Origin of the sequence: Streptomyces sp. NPDC058653 (assembly GCF_042716895.1) — a bacterium.
Classification (GTDB): domain Bacteria; phylum Actinomycetota; class Actinomycetes; order Streptomycetales; family Streptomycetaceae; genus Streptomyces.
Genome location: NZ_JBHXRM010000002.1, coordinates 91,285 through 114,574, shown reverse-complemented (window position 1 = coordinate 114,574; position 23,290 = coordinate 91,285). Strand labels below are relative to the sequence as shown.

The 23,290-nt window shown below is 72.2% G+C and carries 18 protein-coding genes; 11 read left to right on the top strand and 7 right to left on the bottom strand.

Going from position 1 to position 23,290, the window contains the following annotated elements; genetic code table 11:
• The first annotated feature begins 78 nt into the window (after nucleotides 1-78).
• The 3 genes from ACFWU9_RS02205 (at nucleotide 79) to ACFWU9_RS02195 (ending at nucleotide 3,805) form a co-directional block, all read left to right on the top strand.
• Nucleotides 79-951, top strand: coding sequence for a class I SAM-dependent methyltransferase (locus ACFWU9_RS02205; RefSeq protein ID WP_384314000.1), 873 nt, complete (start codon nucleotides 79-81; stop codon nucleotides 949-951).
• A 191-nt stretch (nucleotides 952-1,142) separates the two neighbouring features.
• Entirely contained in the window at nucleotides 1,143-2,291 is a 1,149-nt protein-coding gene (locus ACFWU9_RS02200) for an NlpC/P60 family protein (RefSeq protein ID WP_384313999.1), read from the top strand.
• A gap of 233 nt (nucleotides 2,292-2,524) precedes the next feature.
• The gene (locus ACFWU9_RS02195) at nucleotides 2,525-3,805 is read left to right on the top strand and encodes a PP2C family protein-serine/threonine phosphatase (protein WP_384313997.1); all 1,281 of its coding nucleotides are present in this window, start codon (nucleotides 2,525-2,527) and stop codon (nucleotides 3,803-3,805) included.
• Nucleotides 3,806-3,851: 46 nt separating this feature from the next.
• Here the strand turns inward: ACFWU9_RS02195 and ACFWU9_RS02190 are convergent, their stop codons facing one another.
• The 4 genes from ACFWU9_RS02190 to ACFWU9_RS02175 all read right to left on the bottom strand — a co-directional run bounded on the left by ACFWU9_RS02190 (nucleotide 3,852) and on the right by ACFWU9_RS02175 (nucleotide 6,668).
• Entirely contained in the window at nucleotides 3,852-4,187 is a 336-nt protein-coding gene (locus ACFWU9_RS02190; RefSeq protein ID WP_384313995.1) for a DUF2516 family protein, read from the bottom strand.
• 123 nt (nucleotides 4,188-4,310) lie between these two features.
• Nucleotides 4,311-4,973 carry a hypothetical protein gene (locus ACFWU9_RS02185; protein WP_384313993.1) on the bottom strand — a complete coding sequence of 221 codons (663 nt, stop codon included), beginning with the start codon at nucleotides 4,971-4,973 and terminating at the stop codon, nucleotides 4,311-4,313.
• 17 nt (nucleotides 4,974-4,990) lie between these two features.
• Complete coding sequence (locus ACFWU9_RS02180) at nucleotides 4,991-5,467, bottom strand: helix-turn-helix domain-containing protein (RefSeq protein WP_384313991.1); 477 nt, start codon at nucleotides 5,465-5,467, stop codon at nucleotides 4,991-4,993.
• 157 nt (nucleotides 5,468-5,624) lie between these two features.
• Nucleotides 5,625-6,668, bottom strand: coding sequence for a saccharopine dehydrogenase family protein (locus ACFWU9_RS02175; RefSeq protein ID WP_384313990.1), 1,044 nt, complete (start codon nucleotides 6,666-6,668; stop codon nucleotides 5,625-5,627).
• Nucleotides 6,669-6,795: 127 nt separating this feature from the next.
• Between ACFWU9_RS02175 and ACFWU9_RS02170 the strand changes: the two genes are divergently transcribed.
• The 8 genes from ACFWU9_RS02170 (at nucleotide 6,796) to ACFWU9_RS02135 (ending at nucleotide 18,539) form a co-directional block, all read left to right on the top strand.
• Entirely contained in the window at nucleotides 6,796-7,731 is a 936-nt protein-coding gene (locus tag ACFWU9_RS02170) for a helix-turn-helix domain-containing protein (protein ID WP_384313989.1), read from the top strand.
• 313 nt (nucleotides 7,732-8,044) lie between these two features.
• Nucleotides 8,045-8,497, top strand: coding sequence for a GntR family transcriptional regulator (locus tag ACFWU9_RS02165; protein WP_384313987.1), 453 nt, complete (start codon nucleotides 8,045-8,047; stop codon nucleotides 8,495-8,497).
• A 4-nt stretch (nucleotides 8,498-8,501) separates the two neighbouring features.
• Nucleotides 8,502-9,440 carry an ABC transporter ATP-binding protein gene (locus ACFWU9_RS02160; RefSeq protein WP_384314393.1) on the top strand — a complete coding sequence of 313 codons (939 nt, stop codon included), beginning with the start codon at nucleotides 8,502-8,504 and terminating at the stop codon, nucleotides 9,438-9,440.
• Entirely contained in the window at nucleotides 9,437-10,516 is a 1,080-nt protein-coding gene (locus ACFWU9_RS02155) for an ABC transporter permease subunit (protein ID WP_384313985.1), read from the top strand. The genes ACFWU9_RS02160 and ACFWU9_RS02155 overlap by 4 nt, the downstream gene beginning before the upstream one ends.
• A 111-nt stretch (nucleotides 10,517-10,627) precedes the next feature.
• Nucleotides 10,628-14,002, top strand: coding sequence for a S8 family peptidase (locus ACFWU9_RS02150; protein ID WP_384313983.1), 3,375 nt, complete (start codon nucleotides 10,628-10,630; stop codon nucleotides 14,000-14,002).
• Nucleotides 14,003-14,253: 251 nt separating this feature from the next.
• Nucleotides 14,254-16,497: an MMPL family transporter gene (locus ACFWU9_RS02145; RefSeq protein WP_384313982.1), complete on the top strand. Its 2,244-nt coding sequence runs from the start codon at nucleotides 14,254-14,256 to the stop codon at nucleotides 16,495-16,497.
• Nucleotides 16,498-16,503: 6 nt separating this feature from the next.
• Complete coding sequence (locus ACFWU9_RS02140; RefSeq protein WP_384313980.1) at nucleotides 16,504-17,817, top strand: sensor histidine kinase; 1,314 nt, start codon at nucleotides 16,504-16,506, stop codon at nucleotides 17,815-17,817.
• Complete coding sequence (locus ACFWU9_RS02135) at nucleotides 17,814-18,539, top strand: response regulator (RefSeq protein ID WP_384313978.1); 726 nt, start codon at nucleotides 17,814-17,816, stop codon at nucleotides 18,537-18,539. Before ACFWU9_RS02140 ends, ACFWU9_RS02135 begins: the two co-directional genes overlap by 4 nt.
• A gap of 83 nt (nucleotides 18,540-18,622) precedes the next feature.
• Here ACFWU9_RS02135 and ACFWU9_RS02130 read toward each other — a convergent pair whose 3' ends face one another.
• From ACFWU9_RS02130 to ACFWU9_RS02120, 3 genes are all read right to left on the bottom strand, one after another.
• The gene (locus ACFWU9_RS02130; protein ID WP_384313976.1) at nucleotides 18,623-19,846 is read right to left on the bottom strand and encodes an FAD-dependent monooxygenase; all 1,224 of its coding nucleotides are present in this window, start codon (nucleotides 19,844-19,846) and stop codon (nucleotides 18,623-18,625) included.
• A gap of 19 nt (nucleotides 19,847-19,865) precedes the next feature.
• Nucleotides 19,866-21,254, bottom strand: coding sequence for an MFS transporter (locus ACFWU9_RS02125; RefSeq protein WP_384313974.1), 1,389 nt, complete (start codon nucleotides 21,252-21,254; stop codon nucleotides 19,866-19,868).
• Between the two features lie 135 nt (nucleotides 21,255-21,389).
• Nucleotides 21,390-22,976: an MFS transporter gene (locus ACFWU9_RS02120; protein WP_384313972.1), complete on the bottom strand. Its 1,587-nt coding sequence runs from the start codon at nucleotides 22,974-22,976 to the stop codon at nucleotides 21,390-21,392.
• Nucleotides 22,977-23,290 lie beyond the last annotated feature (314 nt).

The following is a 23,290-nucleotide window of genomic DNA, read 5'->3' as shown; positions in this document are numbered from 1 at the left end:
GCGCCCGACCGCCGTCTGCCGTGCGGGGTCGGCTGCCACCCGCCGGACGGGGCCGGCCGGGTCGTTAGGCTCACGCGCATGCCCGCGCGCCAGCCCCCCTCCCCCCGCCGCCCCGTGGGCACGGTCACGCGCGGCACGACCAACCCGAACCGGCTGCGCCGTATGGACCGCTGGATCGCCGCCGTACACGGACCCGTACTGCGCCGCTCGGCCGACCCCGTGGCCGTCGACCTCGGATACGGCGCCGCGCCCTGGACGGCCGTCGAGCTGCTGCGGCGGCTTCGGGCGGCCGAGCCGCGCACCGAGGTGGTGGGCGTCGAGATCGATCCCGCGCGGGTCGCGGCGGCGCTTCCCTACGAGGAGGACGGACTCGCCTTCGTCCACGGCGGCTTCGAGATCCCGCTGCCGGGGACGGCGCGGCCGGCGGGCGGCGACCGCGCGCCGCTGCTGATCCGGGCGGCGAACGTCCTGCGGCAGTACGAGGAGAGCGAGGTCGCGGACGTCTGGACCCGGCTCCGCGCGCGCCTCGCCCCCGGCGGACTCCTGGTGGAGGGAACGTGCGACGAGATCGGGCGGCGCCATGTCTGGGTCGCCCTCGGTACGGAGGGTCCGCGCACCGTCACCTTCGCGACCCGGCTCGGCTCGCTGGACCGCCCCTCGGACCTGGCGGAGCGGCTGCCGAAGGCGTTGATCCACCGCAATGTGCCGGGGGAACCGGTGCACGCGTTCCTGCGGGACTTCGACCGGGCGTGGGCGGCGGCGGCCCCGTACGCCTCGCTGGGCGCGCGGCAGCGGTGGATCAGGGCCGTGGAGGATCTGTCGGCGGACTGGCCGCTGGCCGGCCCGGCGGCGGGTGGCGGGCGGAGCAGATGGCGCCAGGGTGAAGTGACGGTGGACTGGGCGGCGCTGAAGCCGAACTCTGGCGAAACGGACGCGTTCAAGGGAACGTGAGCGACGGGCTGTTCGTCCCTGACGGGTAGACGTGGCCGTCAACCGGCGGTGCCCTCTGTCGTTCCGGGGGCCGGCATGGCACGATCGCGTCGGCGCAGAACAGTTACTGACAGTTAGTCAGATGAATGGACCGGCCGACCTCGGCCGTCAACACAGGACGAGTTGTCGACAGTTGCCCGGAGGGGGAGCTTGTGAACCGACGCTGCTGGGTCACAGCCGCGATCACCGTCGTCTGCGCTCTGTCGGTGCTCACGTCACCGGCGTTGCTGAACCAGGCGTACGCGGCGCCGGCGTCTCCCGCCGATCCCGCGGGCCCCGCCTCGCCGAGTGACCCGCCGGTCGCGCCCCGGCCGTTCGACCGGTCCCTGCCGCCGGGAGCCGACGACCAGGTGACGGGCGCGGACGACTCCAAGCTCGAAGCGACGCGCCGGAAGATCGACGGCCTGTACGGCAAGGCGGCGTCGGCCACGGACGCGTACAACCTCGCCGAGGCGCGCGCCGACAACCAGTCGGCCGAACTGGTCAGGCTGGCCAGCCAGATGGTCAACGGCCAGGTCCGGATCGACAGGCTCAAGCGCCAGGCGGGCGCGGCGGCCCGCGCGCAGTACCGCGCGGGGGGTCTGCCGCCCGAGGCCCAGCTGATGCTCACCGACGACCCGCAGCTCTTCCTGGACGGGGCCGGCCGGGTCCAGCGGGGCCAGAAGGCGACGAAGGACCTTCTCGGTCATATGACCAGGGCGCAGAAGGACTTGACGGCGTACACAAAGAAGGCCGGTGTCGAGTGGACCAAGCTCGAGGCGAACCGGGTCAAGCAGGCCAAGGCGAAGAAGGAGATCAGCCGTCAGATAAAGGCCGCCAGGAAGATCGAGGCGGGGCTGGAGAAGGAAGAGCGTGACCGTCTGCTGATGCTGGAGCAGCAGGAAGCGGCCAAGGCGCAGGCGGCCTGGCTGGGTTCGGGCGAGCTCAAGGCGATCAACGGCAAGGCGAGCGCCAGGGGCAGGGCGGCGATCGCGTACGCGACGGCGCAGATCGGCAAGCCGTACGTGTGGGGTGCGGAGGGGCCGGGGTCGTTCGACTGCTCGGGGCTGACCTCCGAGGCGTGGAAGGCGGCCGGCACGGTCATCCCGCGTACCTCGCAGGAGCAGTGGCGGCTGCTCCCCCGTGTGCCGATCGCGGACATGCGGCCGGGCGATCTGATCATCTACCACGAGGACGCGAGCCATGTGGGGATGTACGTGGGCAATGGATCGATCGTCCACGCGCCGCGACCTGGCCGCCAGGTGACGCTGACGGGCGCGGGCTCGATGCTGATTCTCGGGGTCGTACGACCGGACAAGTAGACCGGCGCCGCCGCTGCCTGCCACGTGATGTTTGTCATGGCCGTTTCGAGCGCTCCGAGCGGGCCGATCGTGCCGGATGCGTGGTGGGAAGCGGCATATGGCGCGGGATCTTCTCCGTACGGCCTTCCGTACGGCATTCCTTTCGGGCGTCGGCTACCGCTAGGGTCCCGGTCGGTGGGGCGTCGATCGTCGCCCGACCGCGCCCTCGGGGGGAGGGAAGGACTCACAGACCGATGGCAGTACCCGTACCTGTGCCGCGACAGCGCACCGCCACGACAGTCGCGAGTGCGCCCGCCCCGGAGACCTCCGGCGGAGGCGGCGACCTCACGCTCCTCGTGATCGAGGACGATCCCGCGGGCACCTTCAGCACACCGGAACTCCCCGACGCGGCCGGCACCCGGGTCCGTGTCCGCACCGCGCGCAACCTCACCGAGGCCGAGCGGCTGCTCACCGACGACATCCAGTGCATCCTCGTGGACCTCGCCCTGCCGGGCCGGGACGGCGGCGACAGCGACGGCCTCGCGCCGCTCAAGGACGTGCTGCGGCTCGCGCCCCGACACGCCGTACTCGCGCTGGCCGCCGAGGGCGACAGCGAGCGCGCCGCCGCGGCCGTGCGGGTGGGCGCGCAGGACTACCTCTTCCGCGACGAGCTCGACAGCAGGCTGCTCAGCCGTGCCATCCGTTACGCCGTGGAACGCAAGCGCGCGGATGTCGCCCAGCGCCAGCTCACCGAGTCCCGGCTGCGGGCCCAGGAGAACGCCCGGCTGGAGCGCGGGCTGCTGCCGACGCCGCTCCTCCAGGGCTCGAACCTGCGGTTCGCCTCCAGATACCGGCCCGGCCGCTCCCGCGCGCTGCTCGGCGGGGACTTCTACGACACGGTCCGTACGCCCGACGGCACGGTGCACGTGATGATCGGCGACGTCTGCGGCCATGGCCCGGACGAGGCCGCGCTGGGCGTGGAGCTGCGGATCGCCTGGCGGGCGCTGACCTTCGCCGGGCTCAGCGGGGACGTCCTGCTCACCACGCTCCAGAAGGTCCTGGAGCACGAGCGGGAGAGCGAGGAGATCTTCGCGACGCTCTGCACGGTCGACATCGCGCCGGACGGGCGGCGGGCCGGGCTCTGCCTGGCGGGCCATCCGTCACCGCTGGTCATCCGCGAGGGCCGGGCGCCCGAGCTGCTGCCGTACGACGAGGGCGGCCCCGCGCTCGGCCTGCTGCCGCGGGCCCGCTGGCAGCGGCGTGAGGTCGAGCTGGGCGAGGCGTGGAGCCTGATGATGTACACGGACGGGCTGATCGAGGGCCGCGTCGGTGACGGTACGAAGCAGCGGCTCGGCCAGGACGGCATGGTCGAGATGATCACCGCTCAGCGGGCGCGGGGCCTGAGCGGCGAGGAGCTGCTGGAGGCCGCGGTGGCTCAGGTGCGGGAGCTGAACGGCGGCGAGCTGACGGACGACGTGGCCGTACTGCTGCTGGACCGCGTGCACGCGGTCGAGCCGGCGCCGGTCACCGTCTGAGCGGAACGGGCCCCGGCCCGGCCCCGGCCGCTCGCCTCGCCGTGGCTCAGCGACCGCCGTTGTAGGGCCCGTACGGCCCGTCGCTGCTGGAGCCGCCGCGCCTGCCGCCGCCACCGCCGCCGACCTGCTTGATCGCGGGGCGCACATCGACGAAGTACACGATGATCGCGATCAGCCCGATGATCGGCAGGAAGCTGAGGATCGGGAAGATCAGGCTCACCACGAAGGCGATCGCGAGAATGATCAGCCAGAACGGCTTGGTCTGCTTGTCCGCCGCGCGGAAGGCGTCCTCGCGCCGGATGAACGCGTCGACCAGCGCGAAGCAGCCGAACACGCTCAGCGGAATACTCAACAGCGCCACGAGCCCGTCGAAGCCGGCCATCAACACGTTGCCCACCGCCCCTTTCTGTCCCCGTCATCTGCCGCCAACGTACCCGTACAACGGACCGGACACCCGTGTGGTGCCCGGTCCGTTGTCATCGCTGTCCACTTGGCGACTGTTCGCCTACTTGCCCGCGGGAGGTGTGGCCTTCTTCGCGGGGGTGCTCTGCTTGCGGGCGGTGGCCGTGCTGGTGGACTTCCGCGCGGCCGGCTTCGTACCGGTGGCCTTGGCCTCCGGCTTGGCCTTGGTCTCGTTCTTGACCGTGGACCTGGCGGGGGCGGGCTTGGCGGGCGCGGGCCTGGCCGGAGCGGGCTTGCTCTGCTTCGACGCGGACCGGGGCTCGACGGCGACGGCGATCTCCGCCACCCCGTCCGCGGCGTCGCCGCGCCAGGTGCGTACGGACTGCTCGCCGCGCTCGGCGACCTTCTCGTACGTCTCACGGGCCTTGACCGCGTACTCCGCGGCCACACCGACGCTCCGCAGCGCCAGGTCCTGCGCGGTCTCGCCGAGCTTCTTCAGGTCGGTGTCGAGCGACCCGAGCACCTCGTTGACCTTGGACTGAACGGTCGTCTGCGCTTCCTTCGCCTGTGAGGCGACCTTGTCCTGGACGCGCTTGGGGTCGGCGTTGCGCACCGCGTCGATACGGCCCGGGGCCTCGGCGCGCAGCTGCTCGATCAGCCCGGGCACCTTCTTCGCCTGCTCGACGGCGAGATCCGCCGTGCCGGCCGCGAAGTAGAGGGGGGTCGGGTCGCTGAACGTCTTGCGCAGGTCATCGGCGATTGCCATGACTGTGGTCCTCCGGATCAGTGTGAGGGTGGGGTGGCGGCACCGCGGCCGTCGTCACCGGGCGTGTCCCCGTCGGCGTCCCCGTCACCGGTACCGGCGCCCTTACCGGCCGGTCCCGTGGTCGCCTTCGCTTCCGTGTTCTCGGTCCCGAGCCCGTTCTCCTTGCGGAAGGACTCGTAGATCTGCAGGAGCACCTGCTTCTGCCGCTCGTCTATCGACGGGTCGGCGAGGATGACGGCACGCGTCTCCAACTCCTCGCGCTCCCGCTCGTCGAGCATCCCGGCCTGCACGTACAGCGTCTCGGCGGAGATCCGCAGCGCCTTGGCGAGCTGCTGCAGGATGTCCGCGCTGGGCTTGCGCAGACCGCGTTCGATCTGGCTGAGATACGGATTGGACACCCCGGCGGCCTCGGAGAGCTGCCGCAGGGACAGCTGCGCGTTGCGCCGCTGTTCGCGCAGGTACTCACCGAGATTGCCGACGTTGAGTGATGCCATGACTCCAGGGTGCCCACACTTGCTAACTTTTGCAAGCACCCGCTTGCAAAAGTGTTCCAGACAACAGGGTCCCGGTCGGTGGTGATCGCCCCCGCCGGGAACTGGTCGTCACGGCTCGGTGAGGGCGCGCGCCCGGCAGCCGGGCGGGTGGGTCGGGTCAGGCGTTCTGTTTCCGCGGGTGCAGGTCGAGGGTGATGTGCGGGTGGAGCGCGTGCAGGAAGTCGGGGGCGTCGAAGATCTCGCCGGCGGAGGCGACGCCGACGGTCTTGGTGCGGCCGGTCAGGACGCGTTCGAGGGCCTCGGCGACGAGGGGCGCGGTGACGGCGTAGATGTCCTGGCCGCCGGCCGTGGCCCGGCGTTCGGCTCCGCCGGAGCGGACGACGACGTCGACGAGGAAGGTCTGGTCCGAGCGCCCGCTCTCGTCGGTGGCGGTCGGGGCCGGCGTGTGGGGGGCGGCGACGTCCCGGGCCGCCTCGACGGTCATGTAGGTGGTGACGTCGGGGATGTGGAGGTGCTGGGGGACGGTGACGACGTCCGCCATCGTGAACTCCCCGATCACCGGCCGGGGTCCTGTCGGTTCCGGGAAGGTCCACTCCAGGGTGGGCGCGGCGTCGGTGCGGTGTTCCCACTGTCCGCCGCTGTAGCGCAGGCGGTGGTCGCCGCGTCGCTCGCGGGAGACCGCGCCCGAGAGCCGGGTACCGGCGGTGGGGTGCCAGTTGCTGAGCGCATAGGCGATGTGTGCCTCGTCGGCCTCGGTCCAGTCGCCCATCGCCGCGGTGGCCAGTAGGTCGCCGAGGCCGCCGAAGAAGGCCATGGCCGGGACGATCACCGCTCCCGCGTCCCGGGCCCGCTCGCGGTAGTGGGCGAAGGTGTCGAGGTTTGCCTCAAGCTCGGCGGCCACATCCAGGTAGGGGATCCTCGCGCGGAGCGCGGCCTCGATCACGGGGCCGACTGTCGACGCGAAAGGGCCGGCGCAGTTGACGACCGCCGCCGTTCCCGCCAGGGCCCGGTCCAGCGAGGCCGGGTCGTCGACCGACGCCGCCCGGGCCTCCAGCCCGTGCTCGCGGGCCAGTTCCCCCAAGGTCCGCGCATCGCGCCCGGACAGCACCGGGACGAATCCACGCGCGGCCAGTTCGGCGACCACGAACCGCCCGGTGTGACCGTATGCGCCGAACACCGTCACCAGCTGACGAGACACCATGAGACCGCTCCCTGCACTCGAACGCCCGCCGCGAGGTCAATCCGCTACGGCCTGACACCCACATCCTGTCCGTCCGGGGGCACTCCGCGTGTGTGTCGGAAACGACATGCCGCGTACAGTTTCAGACATGTCCGCTGTCGCCCTGGCCGTCACCGACGGCATGCTCCACTACGAACTGTCCGTGGCCGTCGAGGTCTTCGGGGCCGACCTGACCCATGTCGTTGATCCCTGGTACGACTTCTCCCTCTGCGGGAGCGGTCCGGTGCGCGTCGGCCGCTTCAGCGTGGAACCCGACCACGGACTCGACCACCTCGCGAAAGCGGACACAGTGATCGTCCCCGGCTGGGCCGACACCGACAGCGACCCGCCCGCCGAGCTGGTCGAGGCGCTGCGTGCGGCCCACGCGGCCGGTGCCCGCGTGGCCTCGCTGTGCACCGGCGCCTTCGTCCTGGGCGCGGCAGGACTGCTCAACGGCAGGCGCGCCACCACCCACTGGGCCCACACGCGGGAACTGGCCCGGCGCCACCCGGCGGCCACCGTCGATCCGGACGTCCTCTACGTCGACGACGGCGACGTCCTCACCTCCGCGGGCAAGGCCGCCGCCATGGACCTGTGCCTGCACCTGGTCCGCCTCGACCACGGCTCGGCCAACGCCAACAAGATCGCCCGACGCCTGGTCATCCCGCCCCATCGCGACGGCGGCCAGGCCCAGTTCATCGCCACCCCCCTCCCCGCCCCGGGCAACCACCCCCTGGGCGAGCTCTTCCCCTGGGCGCTGGAGCGGCTGGACCAGCCGCTGACCGTGGAGGACCTGGCCCGCCGGGCCCGCATGAGCTCACGCCACCTCGGCCGCCACTTCAAGCACCTCACCGGCACCACGCCACTGCAGTGGCTCCACACCCAGCGCATCCGCCACGCCCAGGAACTGCTGGAGACCACCGACGCCACCGTGGACGCCATCGCCGCGGCCGCCGGCATGGGCACCGCCACCACCTTGCGCCGCCACTTCCACCGCAGCGTAGGCGTTCCACCCGACACCTACCGCCGCACCTTCCGTCCCTGACGAAGGAGCAGTTCCAAGACCCCGGCGGCCGATCGAGCAGTGCCAAGGCACGGTGCCGTCCGCAGTGGTGAGCGAACGCTGCCCGAACTCGTGAACACCGCCACTCGTCGGGCGGCTGATCCGAGCTGCCCTCGACGCGCCCGAGTGGCGTCGGATGCGCCTCAACAGTGAGACGGCCTTGCGAAGCGCGTCTCAACTCACATGCGGGCACCGCAGGTTCGGGGACCACCTCATCCGGACCTGTCCGAGACCGATCGGCATTGACAACCGCCCTCGCACCCCTCCATCATCATTCCACTAATCAAGTAGTGGAATGGTGGTGGTGATCGTGGAGTACCGCATCGACAGGCGGAGCGGGGTCCCCGCCTTCCAGCAGATCGTGCAGCAGACCAAGCAGGCCCTCCGGCTGGGCGTACTCGTGCCGGGTGACCGGCTGCCCACCGCGAAGGAGGTCGCCGAGACCAGCACGGTCAATCCGAACACCACCCTCAAGGCGTATCGCGAGCTGGAGCGTGAAGGCCTGGTCGAACCGCGACCGGGCCAGGGCACCTTCGTACGCCGCACGCTGGGCCGCCCCGAGACGGGCACCGACTCACCGCTGTACGCGGAGCTGGTGGCGTGGATGTCGAAGGCGGCCGGGGCCGGTCTGGAGCAGGAGGACGTGGCCGCGCTGGTCGCGTCGGCGATGGAGAAGCAGTACGCCGCCGGGAACGTGGCGGCGACGGGGTCCACAGAGGACACGACAACCAGGAGCACAGGTGAGTGAAGGTATGTACGCGGGGGAACCGGCGATCGAGGCGTACGGGCTGGGCATGCGCTACCGGCGGGGCTGGGCGTTGCGGGACTGCTCCTTCCGGCTCCCGGCGGGACGGATCTGCGGCCTGGTGGGACCCAACGGGGCGGGCAAGACCACGCTGCTGAGCATCGCGGCCCATGTCCTTCAGCCGACGAACGGCTCGATCAGCCTGTTCGGTGAGGCTCCGGGCTCGGTGGAGTCCGGTCGGCGCACGGCGTTCCTCGCCCAGGAGAAGCCCCTGTTCCGCCGTTTCACCGTGGCGGAGACCCTGCGCCTGGGCCGGGAGCTGAACCCCGGCTGGGACCAGCACGCCGCCGAGAACATCGTCCGCGCGGGCGACGTGCCCTTCGACGCGAGGATCAGCACCCTCTCCGGAGGCCAGCGCACCCGCGTCGCCATCGCCCTCGCCTTCGGAAAGCGCCCCGACCTGCTGATGCTGGACGAGCCGATGTCGGACCTCGACCCGGTCGTGCGCCACGAGATCATGGGCACCCTCCTCGCCGAGGCCGCCGAGCGCGGAACCACCGTGCTGATGTCCACCCACGTCCTCGCGGAGCTGGAGAACGTGTGCGACTACCTCGTCGTCGTCTCCGGCGGCGGAGTGCGCCTCGCCGGTGACGTGGACGAGCTGATGTCCGCGCACACCCTGGTCAGGGGCGCCAAGGAGGGTGACGGCATCCCTCGCGCCCTCGCCCTCGGGCACCACACCCTCGTCGAGTCCCGTACCAGCGGACGGCAGTTCACCGCGCTCGTCCGCCCCCACGGCCCGGTCACCGGCCCCTGGGACATCAACGCCCCGAACATGGAGGAACTCCTCCTCGCCTATCTCCGCTCGGCGGACGCACCGCCGCTGATCACCCCCACCGCCCAGGTCCACGGCCAGGGGTTCGGCGCCGAGGTGGTGGCGGCATGAGCACCTTCACCCGCGGTTCGACCAGCACCTCGACCAGCACCTCGACCGGCTCCACGAGCGACGGCAGGAACGGGACCATGAACGGGACCATGAACGCGACCACCCCGGAGGCCAAACTGCGCCCCCGACTCAGCGGTATGACCTGGCTGGTCTGGCGCCAGCACCGGGCCGGGTTCTGGACGATCCTCGCCGCCACCGCGCTTTCCGTGGCCTGGATCGTCCACCAGCGAGGCCAGTTGGTCGACTTCCTCGACGGCCACGGCTATCCCGGCAAGAGCCTCGACGAGGCGGGCGGCACGTTCTCGCAGTACGCCGACGCGTTCTCCTTCGTCTCCATCGGTCTCCAGGCGATACCCGTCCTGCTCGGTGTCTTCCTCGGCGCCCCGCTCATCGCCGGCGACCTGGAGAACGGCACCGCCAAGCTCGTCGCCGCCCAGTCCGGGAACCGGACCCGCTGGCTCACCACGAAGCTGGCGCTGGCCGGACTGGTGGTCGTGGTGAGCACCGGCGTGTTGTCGGCGGTGTTCGGCTGGTGGTGGAACCCCGTCAAGTCCGAGTCCCTGGCGATGGAATGGACCTCGGCCGAGGCGTTCAACACGACGGGCCCGGTGCCTGTCGCCCTCACCCTGCTCTCCGTCTTCGGCGGGGTGGCGCTGGGTGTGGTGCTTCGGCGCACGCTGACGGCCATGGTGGTCACCTTCGGTTTCACCGTCGCCCTCCAGCTCGTCTGGGGCTACTTCCTGCTGTCGCTCGGCAACGTCGTCACGGTCACGACGAACAAGGGTGTGATGGGCGAGAGCGGGCCCCCGCCGCTGCCCCACGGCGCCTACGAGATCGACCAGTCGTTCGTCACCGGCAGCGGGGATCTGCTGGGCTGGGGCACCTGTTCGGAGTCGGGGGCCGACGCGGCACGGCAGGCGTGCCTGGACAAGGCCGATGTCGTGGGCTGGTCGACGGATTACCTCCCGCTGTCGCAGATGAACGCCATGCAGTGGTTCGGGTCGTCGATCCTGTTCGCCCTGACCGCCGGTGTCGTGGCGTTCCTCTTCCTCTGGGGCCGTAAGCGGCTCGTCTGAGTCCGTACCCCCGCGCCCCTTCGCGAAGGGGCGCCTCCTTCCCCTCTGTTTCCCCGATCCGTCCGCCGGGCCGCTCCGCCATGCCCGAAGGTCCGGAGAGAAAGGCATGCCGTGAATCACCGTAGGAGGCGGGCGAGCGAGACTTCCGCTCTCGCCGTGCTCGTCGCCGCCGCCCTTGCCTCTTCCCTGCTCGGTGCCCCGGAATCCGGGGCCGCGGAGTCCGACAGCGGTACGGCAGGTACGGCCCGCGCCCTCGGCAAGGCCACCCCCGGCAAGGCCAGGACAGTCACCCTCGTCACCGGTGACCGGGTCACGCTGGACGCCACCGGACAGGTCACCGATGTGCGGCCCGGCAAAGGCCGGGAAGGCACCACCTTTCGCATAGCGCGGAGCGCCGGCGGCACCCACGTCGTCCCCCGTGACGCCGAGCGGCTCGTCGCGAACGGCACCGCCGACCGGCGGCTGTTCGACGTGACGCGGCTGGTCGAGTGGGGTTACGACGACGCGGCCCGCCCCGACCTCCCGCTGATCGTGACGTACGCCAAGGGCCGCACCCTCGCGCCGGGCGCGCTGTCCGCCGCCGGGGCCCGGGTCGGCCGGGACCTGCCCAGCGTCAACGGGGACGCGCTCAAGGCCCGTAAGTCCGAGGGCGCCGACCTGTGGGAGACGCTCACCGGCAGCGGGGGGACGGCCCGGGAGAGGTCGGCCGCCGCCGACCGGGTCGAGAGGATCTGGCTCGACGGGAAGGTCGAGGCGGCCCTGGACCGGAGCACCGCGCAGATCGGCGCCCCCGGGGCCCGGGCTGCGGGGTACGACGGCACGGGCGTCACGGTCGCCGTGCTGGACACCGGGGTCGACGACACGCACCCGGATCTGAAGGGCCGTGTCGACGCGGCGAAGAACTTCTCCGCGGCGGCGGACACGGTCGACCGGGTGGGTCACGGCACGCATGTGGCGTCCACGGTCGCGGGGTCCGGCTCGCACTCCGGGGGCATGTACAAGGGGGTCGCGCCGGGCGCCCGGCTGATCAGCGGCAAGGTGCTCGGCGACGGCGGCTCCGGCGAGGAGTCCGGGGTCATCGCCGGCGCGCAGTGGGCCGTCGCGCAGGGTGCCGACGTGGTCAACCTCAGCCTGGGCGGCCCCGACAGCCCCGGTGACGACCCCGTCGAGCAGGCGGTGAACGAGCTGTCCGCCTCCTCGGGCGCCCTCTTCGTGATCGCCGCCGGCAACGAGGGCCCGAGCGCCGGAACCGTCGGATCGCCGGGCAGCGCCGCCGCCGCGCTCACCGTGGGCGCGGTGGACCGTGCCGACGCGATGGCCGAGTTCTCCAGCCGCGGCCCGACGGCGGACGGTTCCCTCAAGCCCGACCTCACCGCCCCCGGCGTCGACATCGTCGCCGCGAGGGCCGCCGAGGGCACGGAGGGCGACCCGGCCGCCGACGGCTACGTGTCGATGAGCGGTACGTCCATGGCGACCCCGCATGTCGCGGGCGCCGCCGCGATCCTCGCCCAGCGTCACCCCGACTGGACCGGTGAGCGCCTCAAGGCCGCGCTCACCGCGTCCGCCGAGCCGGCCTCCGGTGTCTCGGCGTTCGCGCAGGGCACGGGCCGTACGGACATCGTCCGCGCCCTCGGCCAGCGGCTCACCACCAGCCCGGCCACCCTCGGCTTCCCCACCCAGCGGTGGCCGCACACCGACGACAAGCCGGTCACCAGGACCGTCACCTACCGCAACGACGGTGACCGCCCCCTCACCCTCGGCCTCACCACCGAGGTGTACGGCGAGGACGGAAAGCCCGCCGCCGAGGGCATGTTCGAGGTCTCGCCGAAGCGGCTCACCGTCCCGGCGAGCGGCATCGCGACCGCCCGGGTCACCGCCGACAGCGGCGCGGGCACGGCCGACGGCGGCTTCGGCGGCTCGGTCATCGCGACGGACGGCGCCGACAGCACCGTACGGACCGGTGTCGGCGTACAGCGCGAAGCCGAGTCGTACGACCTGACCGTGAGGCATCTCGACCTCAAGGGGAAGCCCGCCGGGCGGTCCCAGACCGGGGTGCAGGGGCTGGACAACGAGATCTGGAGCGACTACTCGGACGACACGGACGGCGAGTTCACCGTGCGGCTGCCCCGGGGCCGTTACAGCCTCGAAGGCCGTATCGAGACGGGCGCGACCCCGGACGCCGGGGACCTGGCCCTCCTCCTCCACCCCAAGTTCTCGCTCACCCGTGACACCACCCTCGTCATGGACGCCCGCAAGGCCGAACGGGTCCGGATCACCGTGCCGGACGCCAGGGCCAAGCACACCGACGCCACCCTGAACTACGGGTTCGACATCGACGGGACCCAGAGCGTCACCACGTACGAGATGGGCGGCTTCGGCAAGCTGCGCGTCGGGCAGTTGGGCGCCCGGCTGCCCGCCCGCGAGGCGTTCGCGCAGTACAACGGCACCTGGACACGCGGGAGTACGAGCTACCGGCCGGCGATGAACCGTACCGGCGATCTGGCCGGCTTCACCGCGAACCTGAAGCGCTCGCAGTTCGCCGAGGTCACCATGCCCGTCGGTGAGCCCGCCAGAGACAAAAGGGGGTCGCTCATCGCTGCGCCCCTCACACCGGGGGGCGGATTCTGGGCCGACTTCAACCCGACCGAGTTCTCCCTGCCCGCCACCCTCACCGACTACGTCCTGCCGGGCGTGCGGTGGCAGTACTCCGTGTGGCAGGAGAGCGGCCCGGACGCGGACGGCGAAACCGTGAACGACGCCGGCCAGTGGACCGTGAACCCCCGGGCGTACGGCGCGGGCAAGCAGTACACCGAACGCTTCAACACCGGTGTCTTCGGCCCGCGTCTCACGGGCCCGACGACCGGCAGCGAGGACCGTCCGGGCGCGGTCCGCGAGGGTGACACCTTCACGGCCTACCTTCCGCTCTTCTCCGACGGCGCCGGGCACGTGGGCGAATCCCGTTACAGCAAGGCCAGGAGCACCCTCCACGCGGACGGCACGAAGATCTTCGCCACGGACACGGACCTGGACGGCGTCTCGTACGAACTCCCCGCCGCCGAGCGCGCGTACCGCCTGACGACGGACGTCTCCCGCCCGGCCTCCCTCTCGGCGGTCTCCACCCGGGTCACCGCCGAGTGGACCTTCACCTCCGCGCACGTCACCGGCGCCGAGCGGCGGCTGCCGCTGTCGGTGGTCCGCTTCACGCCCCGGCTGTCCACGGCCAGCACGGCCGAGGCGGGTACGCGCTTCTCCGTCCCGTTCACGGTCGAGGGCGCGGCCACCGCGCGCACCGCCCGTAAGGCCGCCTTCTCCGTCTCGTACGACGACGGCCGGACCTGGCACCCGGCGAAGGCGGTCGACGGCAAGCTCCTCGATCTGTGCCACCCGGCGAAGGCGGGCACGGTCTCTCTGCGCGCAACGCTCACGGACGCGGCGGGCAACACCCTGAAGCAGACGATCCACCGGGCCTACCGGACCGTCACGTAGCCCTCTGTGCAGGTGTGCTGATGGGACGGCCCCAGGGCCGGCGCGCACGAGCCACAGGGGGAGTCGCCCGGGCCGGGTCGCGACTCCCCCTGTGGTGCGTAGGCACCAGGCCCGCCCACGGGGCTGGTCCCGGGGCACCAGGGGAAGACGGCGGGCGAGCACGATGGCAGGGGCGGGGCCGGGAGGAAGGGTGGGAGGTGCGGAAATTCCGCGCGTTCTGCCCTTCTAGCGGTGTCTGGAGTGATCAGAAAGTGGCGACAGCTCTTTACCGGATCGGACGGTGGGCCTTCCGACGGCGGCGGCTCGTGGGCGGTGTCTGGCTGGCGGCGCTGGTGCTCGCCGTCGTCGCCGCGGCCGTCGCGCCGGCCGGGGAGGAGGAGGACCTCTCCATGCCCGGCACCGAGTCGCAGAAGGCGTTCGACCTGCTGGACGAGAGGTTCCCCGAGAGCGACTCCCAGGGGGCCGAGGCCCGCCTGGTGTTCCGTGCCCCGGACGGGCAGCGGGTGACGGCCGCGGAGCACCGGGCCGCCGTCGAGGACACGCTCGGCTCGCTGGACGGGGGCGGCCAGGTCGCGTCGGCCACCGACCCCTACGAGACCGGCGCCGTCAGCGAGGACGGCACCGTCGCGTACTCCACGATCACCTACACCGTGGACGCCCTCGATCTGACCGGGCCGACCAAGAGCGCCCTGGAGGACGCCGCGAGCCGGGCCCGGGACACCGGACTGACCGTCGAGATCGGTGGCTCCGCGCTGGAGGCCGAGGAGGAGATGGGCGGTACGACGGAGATCATCGGCGTGGTGGTGGCGGCCGTGGTGCTGGTCATCGCCCTCGGGTCGCTGGTCGCCGCCGGGCTGTCGCTGCTGACGGCGTTCGTCGGCGTGGCCATCGCCTTCGGCCTGGTCTCCGCGCTGGCCGTGCCGCTGGGGCTGACGTCCACCGTCGCGATCCTGGCGCTGATGCTGGGCCTGGCGGTCGGCATCGACTACGCGCTCTTCATCACCTCCCGTTTCCGCGACGAACGCGCCCGGGGCTACGACCCGGAGGAGGCCGCGGGCCTCGCGGTCGGCACGGCCGGATCCGCCGTCGTCTTCGCCGGCGCCACCGTCCTCATCGCCCTGGCCGGCCTCGGGGTCGTCGGAATCCCCGAGCTGACCAAGATGGGCCTCGGCGGCGCGGGCGCCGTGGCACTCGCCGTACTCGTCGCGCTGACGCTCGTCCCCGCGCTGTTCGGCTTCGTCGGCCGGCGGGTGCTCTCCCGCGCCGTCCGCAAGACCGCCCGGCCGGGAGGCGGGCGCCCGCACGCGGTGCCCGCCGCGCCCGGCCGGGACGGGCTCGGCACCCGCTGGGCGCGGTTCGTGCTGCGCCGGCCCGTGGCCGTGCTGGCGGTCGCCGTACTCGGTCTCGGAGCCGTCGCCCTGCCGGCACTCAGCCTCGAACTCGGGCTGCCCGGCGACGAGTCCAAGTCGGTGGAGACCACCCAGCGCCGGGCCTACGACCTGCTGTCGGAAGGGTTCGGGCCCGGTTTCAACGGCCCGTTGACCGTGGTCGTGGACACGTCGGAGGCCGCCGACACCCGGGCCGCCACCGACCTGGTCGCCCGGACCGTACGGGAAGTGGACGGGGTCGCGTCGGTCGGTGACCCGGTTCTGAGCCGGGGCAAGGACACGGCCGTCCTCACCGCCATCCCGCGGACCGCCCCGAACAGCGGCGAGACCAAGGATCTGGTGCACGAGATCCGGGGCGCGGTCTCCGGCGTCGAGGCCGGGACCGGCGCGGTCGTCCTGGTGACCGGCACGACCGCGCTGAACATCGACATCTCCGAAGCCATGTCCGACGCCCTCCTCCCCTATCTGACCGTGGTCATCGGCCTGGCGGTCCTCCTGCTGACGGTGGTCTTCCGCTCGGTCCTCGTCCCGGTCAAGGCCGCCCTCGGCTTCCTGCTGTCGGTGGGCGCCGCCTTCGGTGTCCTCGTCGCCGTCTTCCAGTGGGGGTGGGCGGGGGACCTGCTCGGCATCGAGCAGACCGGTCCCGTGATGTCGCTGATGCCGATCCTGATCATCGGCATCGTCTTCGGCCTCGCCATGGACTACGAGGTCTTCCTCCTCACCCGTATGCGGGAGGCGTACGCCCACGGCGCGTCCCCCGGCGACGCGATCGTCAACGGTTTCCGGCACAGCGGACGCGTGGTGGCCGCCGCGGCGATCATCATGATCAGCGTCTTCGCCGGATTCATCGGGATGACCAGCCCCACCATCCGGACGATGGGCGTCGGCCTGGCCGCCGCCGTCGCCTTCGACGCCTTCGTGGTCCGGATGGCGATCGCGCCCGCGGCCCTGGCGCTGCTCGGCCACCGGGCCTGGTGGCTGCCTCGTATCCTGAACCGCGTGCTGCCGAATGTGGACGTCGAGGGTGAGGCACTGACCCGGCATGCCCCGGCCGCCGAAACCGGACCGGACGCGGCGGTACCCCGGCTCCCCGTCGGCAGGTACTGAGCCGTCATGACGAACACCGGTGGCGGCGGCCCGCGACCACGCGTCGACCGGTGGCGGGAGGCCGCGGTCACGGGGACGGCTTTCGCGCTCTGCCTGCTCGGCGGGGTGGTGCGGGTCGACGACACACTGTCCGCGCCCCCCGTCGCCGCCTACCTCGTCGCCCTGGTGTCCTGTGCCGTACTTCCCGTACGGCACCGGGCACCGCTGGCGATCATGGTGGTGACGACCGTGTGCGGCGTACTGGGTCCGGCCCTGGGTCTCCTGCTGAGCCCGCTCATCGTGGCCCCCGCCGTGGTCGCCGCCTACACCTACTCGCTCACCACCCGCACCGAACGGCGGGCCGCGACCGCGGTGCTGTTCACGTCCGCGGCGCTGATGGTCGCCTCCACGCCCCTGTTCGGGGGCCTCTCGTGGCAGGACGCGAGCAGGATGGGAGCGGTGGCGGCGTTCCCGCTGATGGCGGGGGTTCTCGGTCACTCGGCGCGTAACCGGCGGGCCTATCTGGCGGCCGTGGAGGAGCGGGCGCGCCGGGCCGAGGAGAGCCGGGACATCGAGGCGCGCCGGCGCGTGGCCGAGGAACGGCTGCGCATCGCGCGGGAGTTGCACGACCTCGTGGCCCACCAGATCACCCTTGCCAACGCACAGGCCACGGTCGCGGCCCACCTCTTCGACACCCGCCCGGAGCAGACCCGCAAGAGCCTCGGCGAACTCGTCGAGACCACGGGGCACGCGCTCGACGAACTACGGGCCACCGTCGGTCTGTTGCGTCACTCCGGCGACCCGGCCGGCCCCGCCGAACCGGCGCCGGGACTGTCCCGGCTCCCCACCCTCCTTGAGTCGTTCCGCCGCGCGGGCCTGGAGGTGTCGCTCCACGAGGAGGGCACGGCCAGGCCGCTGTCGCCGGGGGTGGACCTCACCGCGTACCGCATCGTCCAGGAGGCCCTCACCAACGTGACCAAGCACGCCGGGACGGGGAGCGCCCGGGTGCGCCTCGTCTGGAACGGCGACCGGGTGACCCTCACCGTGGCCGACGACGGGGGCGGAGTCCGGGACGGCCGTACGGCTCCGTCCACGCGGCCGGGTACGACCACACTGCCCGAACGGCCGCCCGGCTACGGTCTGATCGGGATGCGTGAACGCGCCACCGCCGTCGGGGGGCGGCTCTCCGCCGGCAGACGCCCGGAGGGCGGCTTCCTCGTCTCCACCGAGCTGCCCCTCCCGCCCGCCAAGGACCCGGCGCGCGGGACCGGCCGGGCGGCCGTCCCCGGGGGGCGGACGGCGCGGGCCGCGGCGGACGGAGAGACAGGGGCCGCGCTGTGACACTCCGTGTGCTGCTCGCCGACGATCAGGCCCTGCTGCGCCAGGCCTTCCGGCTGCTCCTCGACAGCGCCGACGACATCACCGTGGTCGGCGAGGCCGCCGACGGCCGGGAGGCGGTGAGGCTCACCCGTGAACTGCGCCCGGACGTCGTGATCATGGACATCCGGATGCCCGAGGTGGACGGTCTCACCGCCACGTCCGAGATCTGCGGTGACCCGGACCTGCGCGCCAGCCGCATCCTGATCCTCACCACGTACGAGACCGACGAGTACGTCGCGCAGGCGCTGCGCGCGGGGGCCGGCGGCTTCATCGGCAAGGGCATCGGGGCGGAGGACCTGCTGGACGCGGTGCGTACGATCGCCGCCGGCGACACCCTGCTCTCCCCCGCCGCGACCCGCTCCCTGGTCGCCCGCTTCCTCGCCACACCGGACGAGGCCCCGGTGCAGGGGCCCGAACAGCTCGCCGTGCTCACGCCGCGCGAACGCGAGATGGTGGCTCTGGTCGCGACCGGCCTGTCCAACCACGAGATCGCCGAGCGGATGTTCCTCAGCCCCTTCACCGTACGGGCCCATGTGCAGCGCGCGATGACGAAGCTGGACGCGCGCGACCGGGCGCAACTCGTCGTCATCGCCTACCGGACGGGCCTGGTCCACGCCGCCGCCCCCGACGGGGGCAGGGGCCCGGGCAGGGGGAACGACGGGGGCACGGACCGCCCGCGGTGATCCGGCCGCCCCGTCGGAGGTCGTCCCATCGGAGGTCGTCCCGTCGGAGGTCACCGCACCGGAGGTCACCGCGTCGTCGGAGGTCACCGCACCGGGGCGAACTCCGGCAGCGTAAGCGCCGAGTGGGCGGGCCGCTCGGGCGGCGAGGGCATCGTGACCAGACCCCGCAGCATGGTGTCGCGCCGCTCCAGGGCCCGCGCCGTGGTGGGGAACAGCGTCGCGCCACCGTTGTCGACCAGCGCCTGGTTCATGCCCACGAACCCGCGCAGGCCGCTTTCGTACGCGGCGAAGGCCGAGGCGTGGTCCCGGTTCGTGGCAAGGGCGTTGGCGAGCATGTAGGCGCCGGCCAGCGCGAGGCTCGATCCCTGTCCGGTGAGGAACGAGGGCGCGTACGCGGCGTCTCCGACGAGCGCGACGCGACCGCTGGACCAGTGGGGCATACGGATCTGGCCGGCCGTGTCGAAGAACAGGTCGTCCGCGTCGCGCATCGCGTCGACCATGCCCGGGACCTCCCATCCGGCGTCGGCGAAGACCGTGGTGACCAGGTCCCGCTGGGCGCCGGGGTTCCGGAGGGCGTACAACGGCGGTTCCGGCCGGTGGAAGGTCAGGAAGGCGTGCAGTTCGTCGCTGTCCCCGACGGCGTAGAGGGCCGCCGCTCTTCCCGGGGTGTTCCAGAGCACGACCTCGTGCGAGAGCCCGAGGGTGTTCGGCACGGTGAAGATGGCGAAGCAGTGGCCGAGATGGCGGTGGAACTGTTCTTCGGGCCCGAACAGCGACTCCCGGGTGTCCGAGTGCATACCGTCGGCGCCGACCACCAGGTCGAACGTGCGCCGTCGCCCACCGTGGAACGTGACGTCGACCCCTTGTTCCGACTGGTCGAGCGTGTCGACGGAATCGCCGAAGAGGAACTCGACGTCGTCGCGTACCAACGCGTGGAGGACCGCGGCCAGATCGCCCCGGCGCACCTCCAGGTCCCGCCCCTCGACACCTCCCGCGACGGCGCTCGGGCTGACCGAGGCGACCTTGCGGCCGTCGGCGTCGAGGAAGGTGCAGCGGCGTGAGTCGATGTGCGCCTCCCGCAGCCGTGGCAGTATCCCCATCCGCCGGACCACCTCCGTCGCGCTGCCGCGGATGTCGATCGGGTAGCCACCGCCGCGCGGCGCGCCCGCCTTCTCCACCACGGTGACCGCGAATCCGGACCGGTGCAGCCAGTACGCCAGCGCGGGCCCGGCGATACTGGCCCCGGAGATCAGAACCGTGCGCCTGGCGGCACCGCTCACATGTGCCGAGGGACCGATCGGTGTCATGCCTGGACTCCATTCGTCGTCATGCGGATTTCTTCGTCATACGGACTACGAGCAGTGAGAGCGCGGCGACGAGACCGGCGACGGCGAACCCGGTGACGAAGGCCGACTCGGCGGGCAGGCCCGTGCCCGGGTCGTGGCCGGCGGCGAGGATCGCGCCGCCGAGCTGGGCGCCGAGGGCGACGCCGATCACGCGGGTCACCACGAGCAGGCTGGTGGCGATGCCGATGTCCTTGGTCCCGACGGCGGTGGCCGTGCCGACGAGCAACGCCGTTGTCCCGACGCCCGCGGCGAACGCGGCCAGCGCCCTGGCGAGCACGAGCTGCCATGCCGCGCTGTGCACGGACGCCAGGGCGAGCATCGTGACGGCGGTGACGACGGTGCCGACGACGACGACGGCACGCGGGCCGTAACGCCGCGCCGCGATCCCGCCGACCGAATCGCTTACGGCTCCGGCGACGGCGGCGGGCAGCAGGAACAGTCCGATGTCGGTGGTGCTCGCCCCGAAGCCGTAGCCGTCGGCCGATATCGCGAACAGCTGGGGGAGCAGGAAGACGACCATGCCCGACGTGGTGGTGATGACGAGGGTGAGCACACTCGCGTGCCACATCGCGGGCCGTGTCAGCATCCGCAGATCGACCATCGGCGAGGCCGCCCGGCGCTCGACGGCCACCCATCCGGCCGCGAGCGCGGCCACGGCCACGGCGATGGCGCCGACCGCGAGCGGGGGCAGGCCGCCGCTCGTCACCGTCACGAGCCCGAGCATGAACGCGAGCAGGGTGGCGCTGAGCAGGGCGACGCCGGGCCAGTCGATCGCACCGTCGGACTCGACCGGCGGATCGTGCGGCATCAGCCGGGCGACGACCAGCGTCGTCGCGATGATCGCGATCGTCGGCAGCGCGAACATCCAGTGCCAGGACAGTCTCTCGGCGGTCGGCCCGGCGATCAGCGTCCCGACCATGCCTCCGCCCGTGAACAGCGCGACGACCAGCCCGATCGCCACCTGCGACTCGCCCGTCGGAAGGTGCTTGCGCACCAGGATGAAGGAGAGGGGCAGTGCGCCGACCATGACGCCCTGGAGTACCTGACCGAGCAACAGCACCGGCAGATTCGGCGCCAGGGCGGCCAGCAGCCCACCGGCCGACACGATGGCCATGAGCCGGACCAGCACCCGTTTTCCGCCGTAGCGGTCACCGAGTTTGCCCGCGACGGGCGTGACGACCGCGCCAGTGATGAGCAACGTGTTGCCGATCAGCGCCCCTTCGGCGGGACTGACCCCCAACTCGCGTTGCAGGAGCGGGAGCGCGGGCTCCACGACCGACTGCAAGGTGCCGAGGGCGAGGGCCAGGATGCCGAGGGCACCGATCGACAGCCTCCCGATACGCACCGGGGAGGCCACAGCTTCGGACATGGACGTCCTTTTCTTCGGAGACCGCGCGGGTTTTCACGCGCCCCCAACCCTTCCGCCCGGCGCCCGGCCTGCCATCGTGCTCCGCCCCCGTCTTCCCCTGGTGCACCGGGACCAGCCACCCGCCCGCGCTGGTGCCTACGCACCACCGGCGGAGCCCGGCCGCTCCCGGGGCCCCCGCGCGAGGATGTGGAGGAGAAGGAGCGCCATGACGGCGACGCCCGCCCACATCGCCTGCTGCCAGCCGTCCACGAAGGAGTCCTGGGCGGCGCGGATCAGGGCCTCCGTGTACGGGGTGGCCGTGCCGGCGGCTTCGAGGGCGTTGGCTATGCCCTCGCGCGCGGTGTCGGCGGTGTCCGCCGGGACCGGGAGCGCGTCGAGCCGGCCGTCGACGGCGGCCCGGTAGCCGGAGGACAGGAGCGCTCCGAGGAGGGCGACGCCGAGCGCCGTGCCGAACTCCCTCGTGACGTCGTTGAGCGCGGAGGCGACGCCCTGGCGTTCCCGGGGCAGCGAGGCGGTTATCGCCTCGGTGGCCGGGGTCATCGTCAGTCCCATGCCGACGCCCATGGCGAGCATGCCGGGCAGGACGGAGGGATAGCCGCCGTCGACGGAGACGAGGGTCGCCATGAGGGCCAGGCCCGCCCCGCCCAGCAGGATTCCGATGGCCATGGTGAGGCGGCTGCCGACGCGTTCGGCGAGGCGCGGCGCGAGCCCGGAGGCGGCCATCATCAGTACGGCCATGGGCATGAGCGCGAGCGTGGAGCGCAGCCCGGACCAGCCGAGTACGGCCTGGAGGAAGGGGAAGAGCACCACGAAGATCCCGGCCTGGACACCGAAGACCACGAGCAGTGCCACCGAGCCGCCGGCCAGACCGCGTTCGCGGAAGAGGCGGACGTCGAGCAGCGGCGCGGGCCGGCGCAGTTCCCAGGCCACGAAGCCGACGGCCGCGAGGACACCGGTCGCCAGGCTCATGAGTGTGACGGGTGCGGTCCAGCCCCGTTCGGGTCCTTCCTGGAGGACGAAGATGAGCCCGACCACGGCGATGACCGAGGTCAGCGCGCCGACCGTGTCGAAGGCGTGCTTCGAGGGCTCCCGCGAGTCGGGGACCGACCGCACCGTCATCACCCCGGCGACGAGCACGAGCGTCACGGGGAGCACGAAGAGCCACCGCCAACTCGCCACGTCGACCAGCGCGGCCGACAGGAACATCCCCAGGACGCCGCCACCGCCCGCGACTCCGGTCCACACCCCGATTGCCCGGCCGCGTTCGGCCTCGGGGAAGGTGGAGGTGATGACGGCCAGGGTGACGGGCATGATCATCGCCGCCCCCACGCCGCTGAGGACGCGTGCGGCGAGCATGACCTCGGTCGACGTGGCGAGCCCGGCCGCCGCGCTCGCGAGGCCGAAGACGACAAGACCGGTGAGCAGTACGGGCTTACGGCCCCAGCGGTCGCCCAGGGCGCCGAGCGGCAGGAGCAGCGCGGCGAGGCTGAGGGTGTAGCTGTTGATGATCCACAGGATCTCGCTCTGGGAGGCGTCGAACGCGACGGCCATGTCCGGCTGGGCGACGTTGAGCCCGGACACCGAGGCGATGACCGCCATCAGCGCGATACAGACCGTGATCAGGATCGCGCGACGCCGGCGCGGGTCCTGGACTCCCGTATCGGGGACGGTCGGGGCACTCGGCCGCTCGGGCTCGTTCGCACGCGTCGGAGGGGTACTCATGGGGCGGGGCCTCTCGGTGAAGGGGAGGGAAGAGGGGGCGGCGAGCGCCCTGTCGTGGCGGGGCCGATCGTGGCCAGGGGCCTGCCGGACGGGCAGAGTTGTCTGCCGATCGGCAAACTGGCGGGTGCGTGCGGCGACGGGGCGTGGTGGACGTGGTGCTCGGCCGGAGAACCGATAGCTCGGGCCGGGTCAGGCCTGCGTGGCCGCGAGCGCCGCGTGGGGTGCGTGCGGCGACGGGGCGTGGTGGACGTGGTGCTCGGCCGGAGAACCGATAGCTCGGGCCGGGTCAGGCCTGCGTGGCCGCGAGCGCCGCG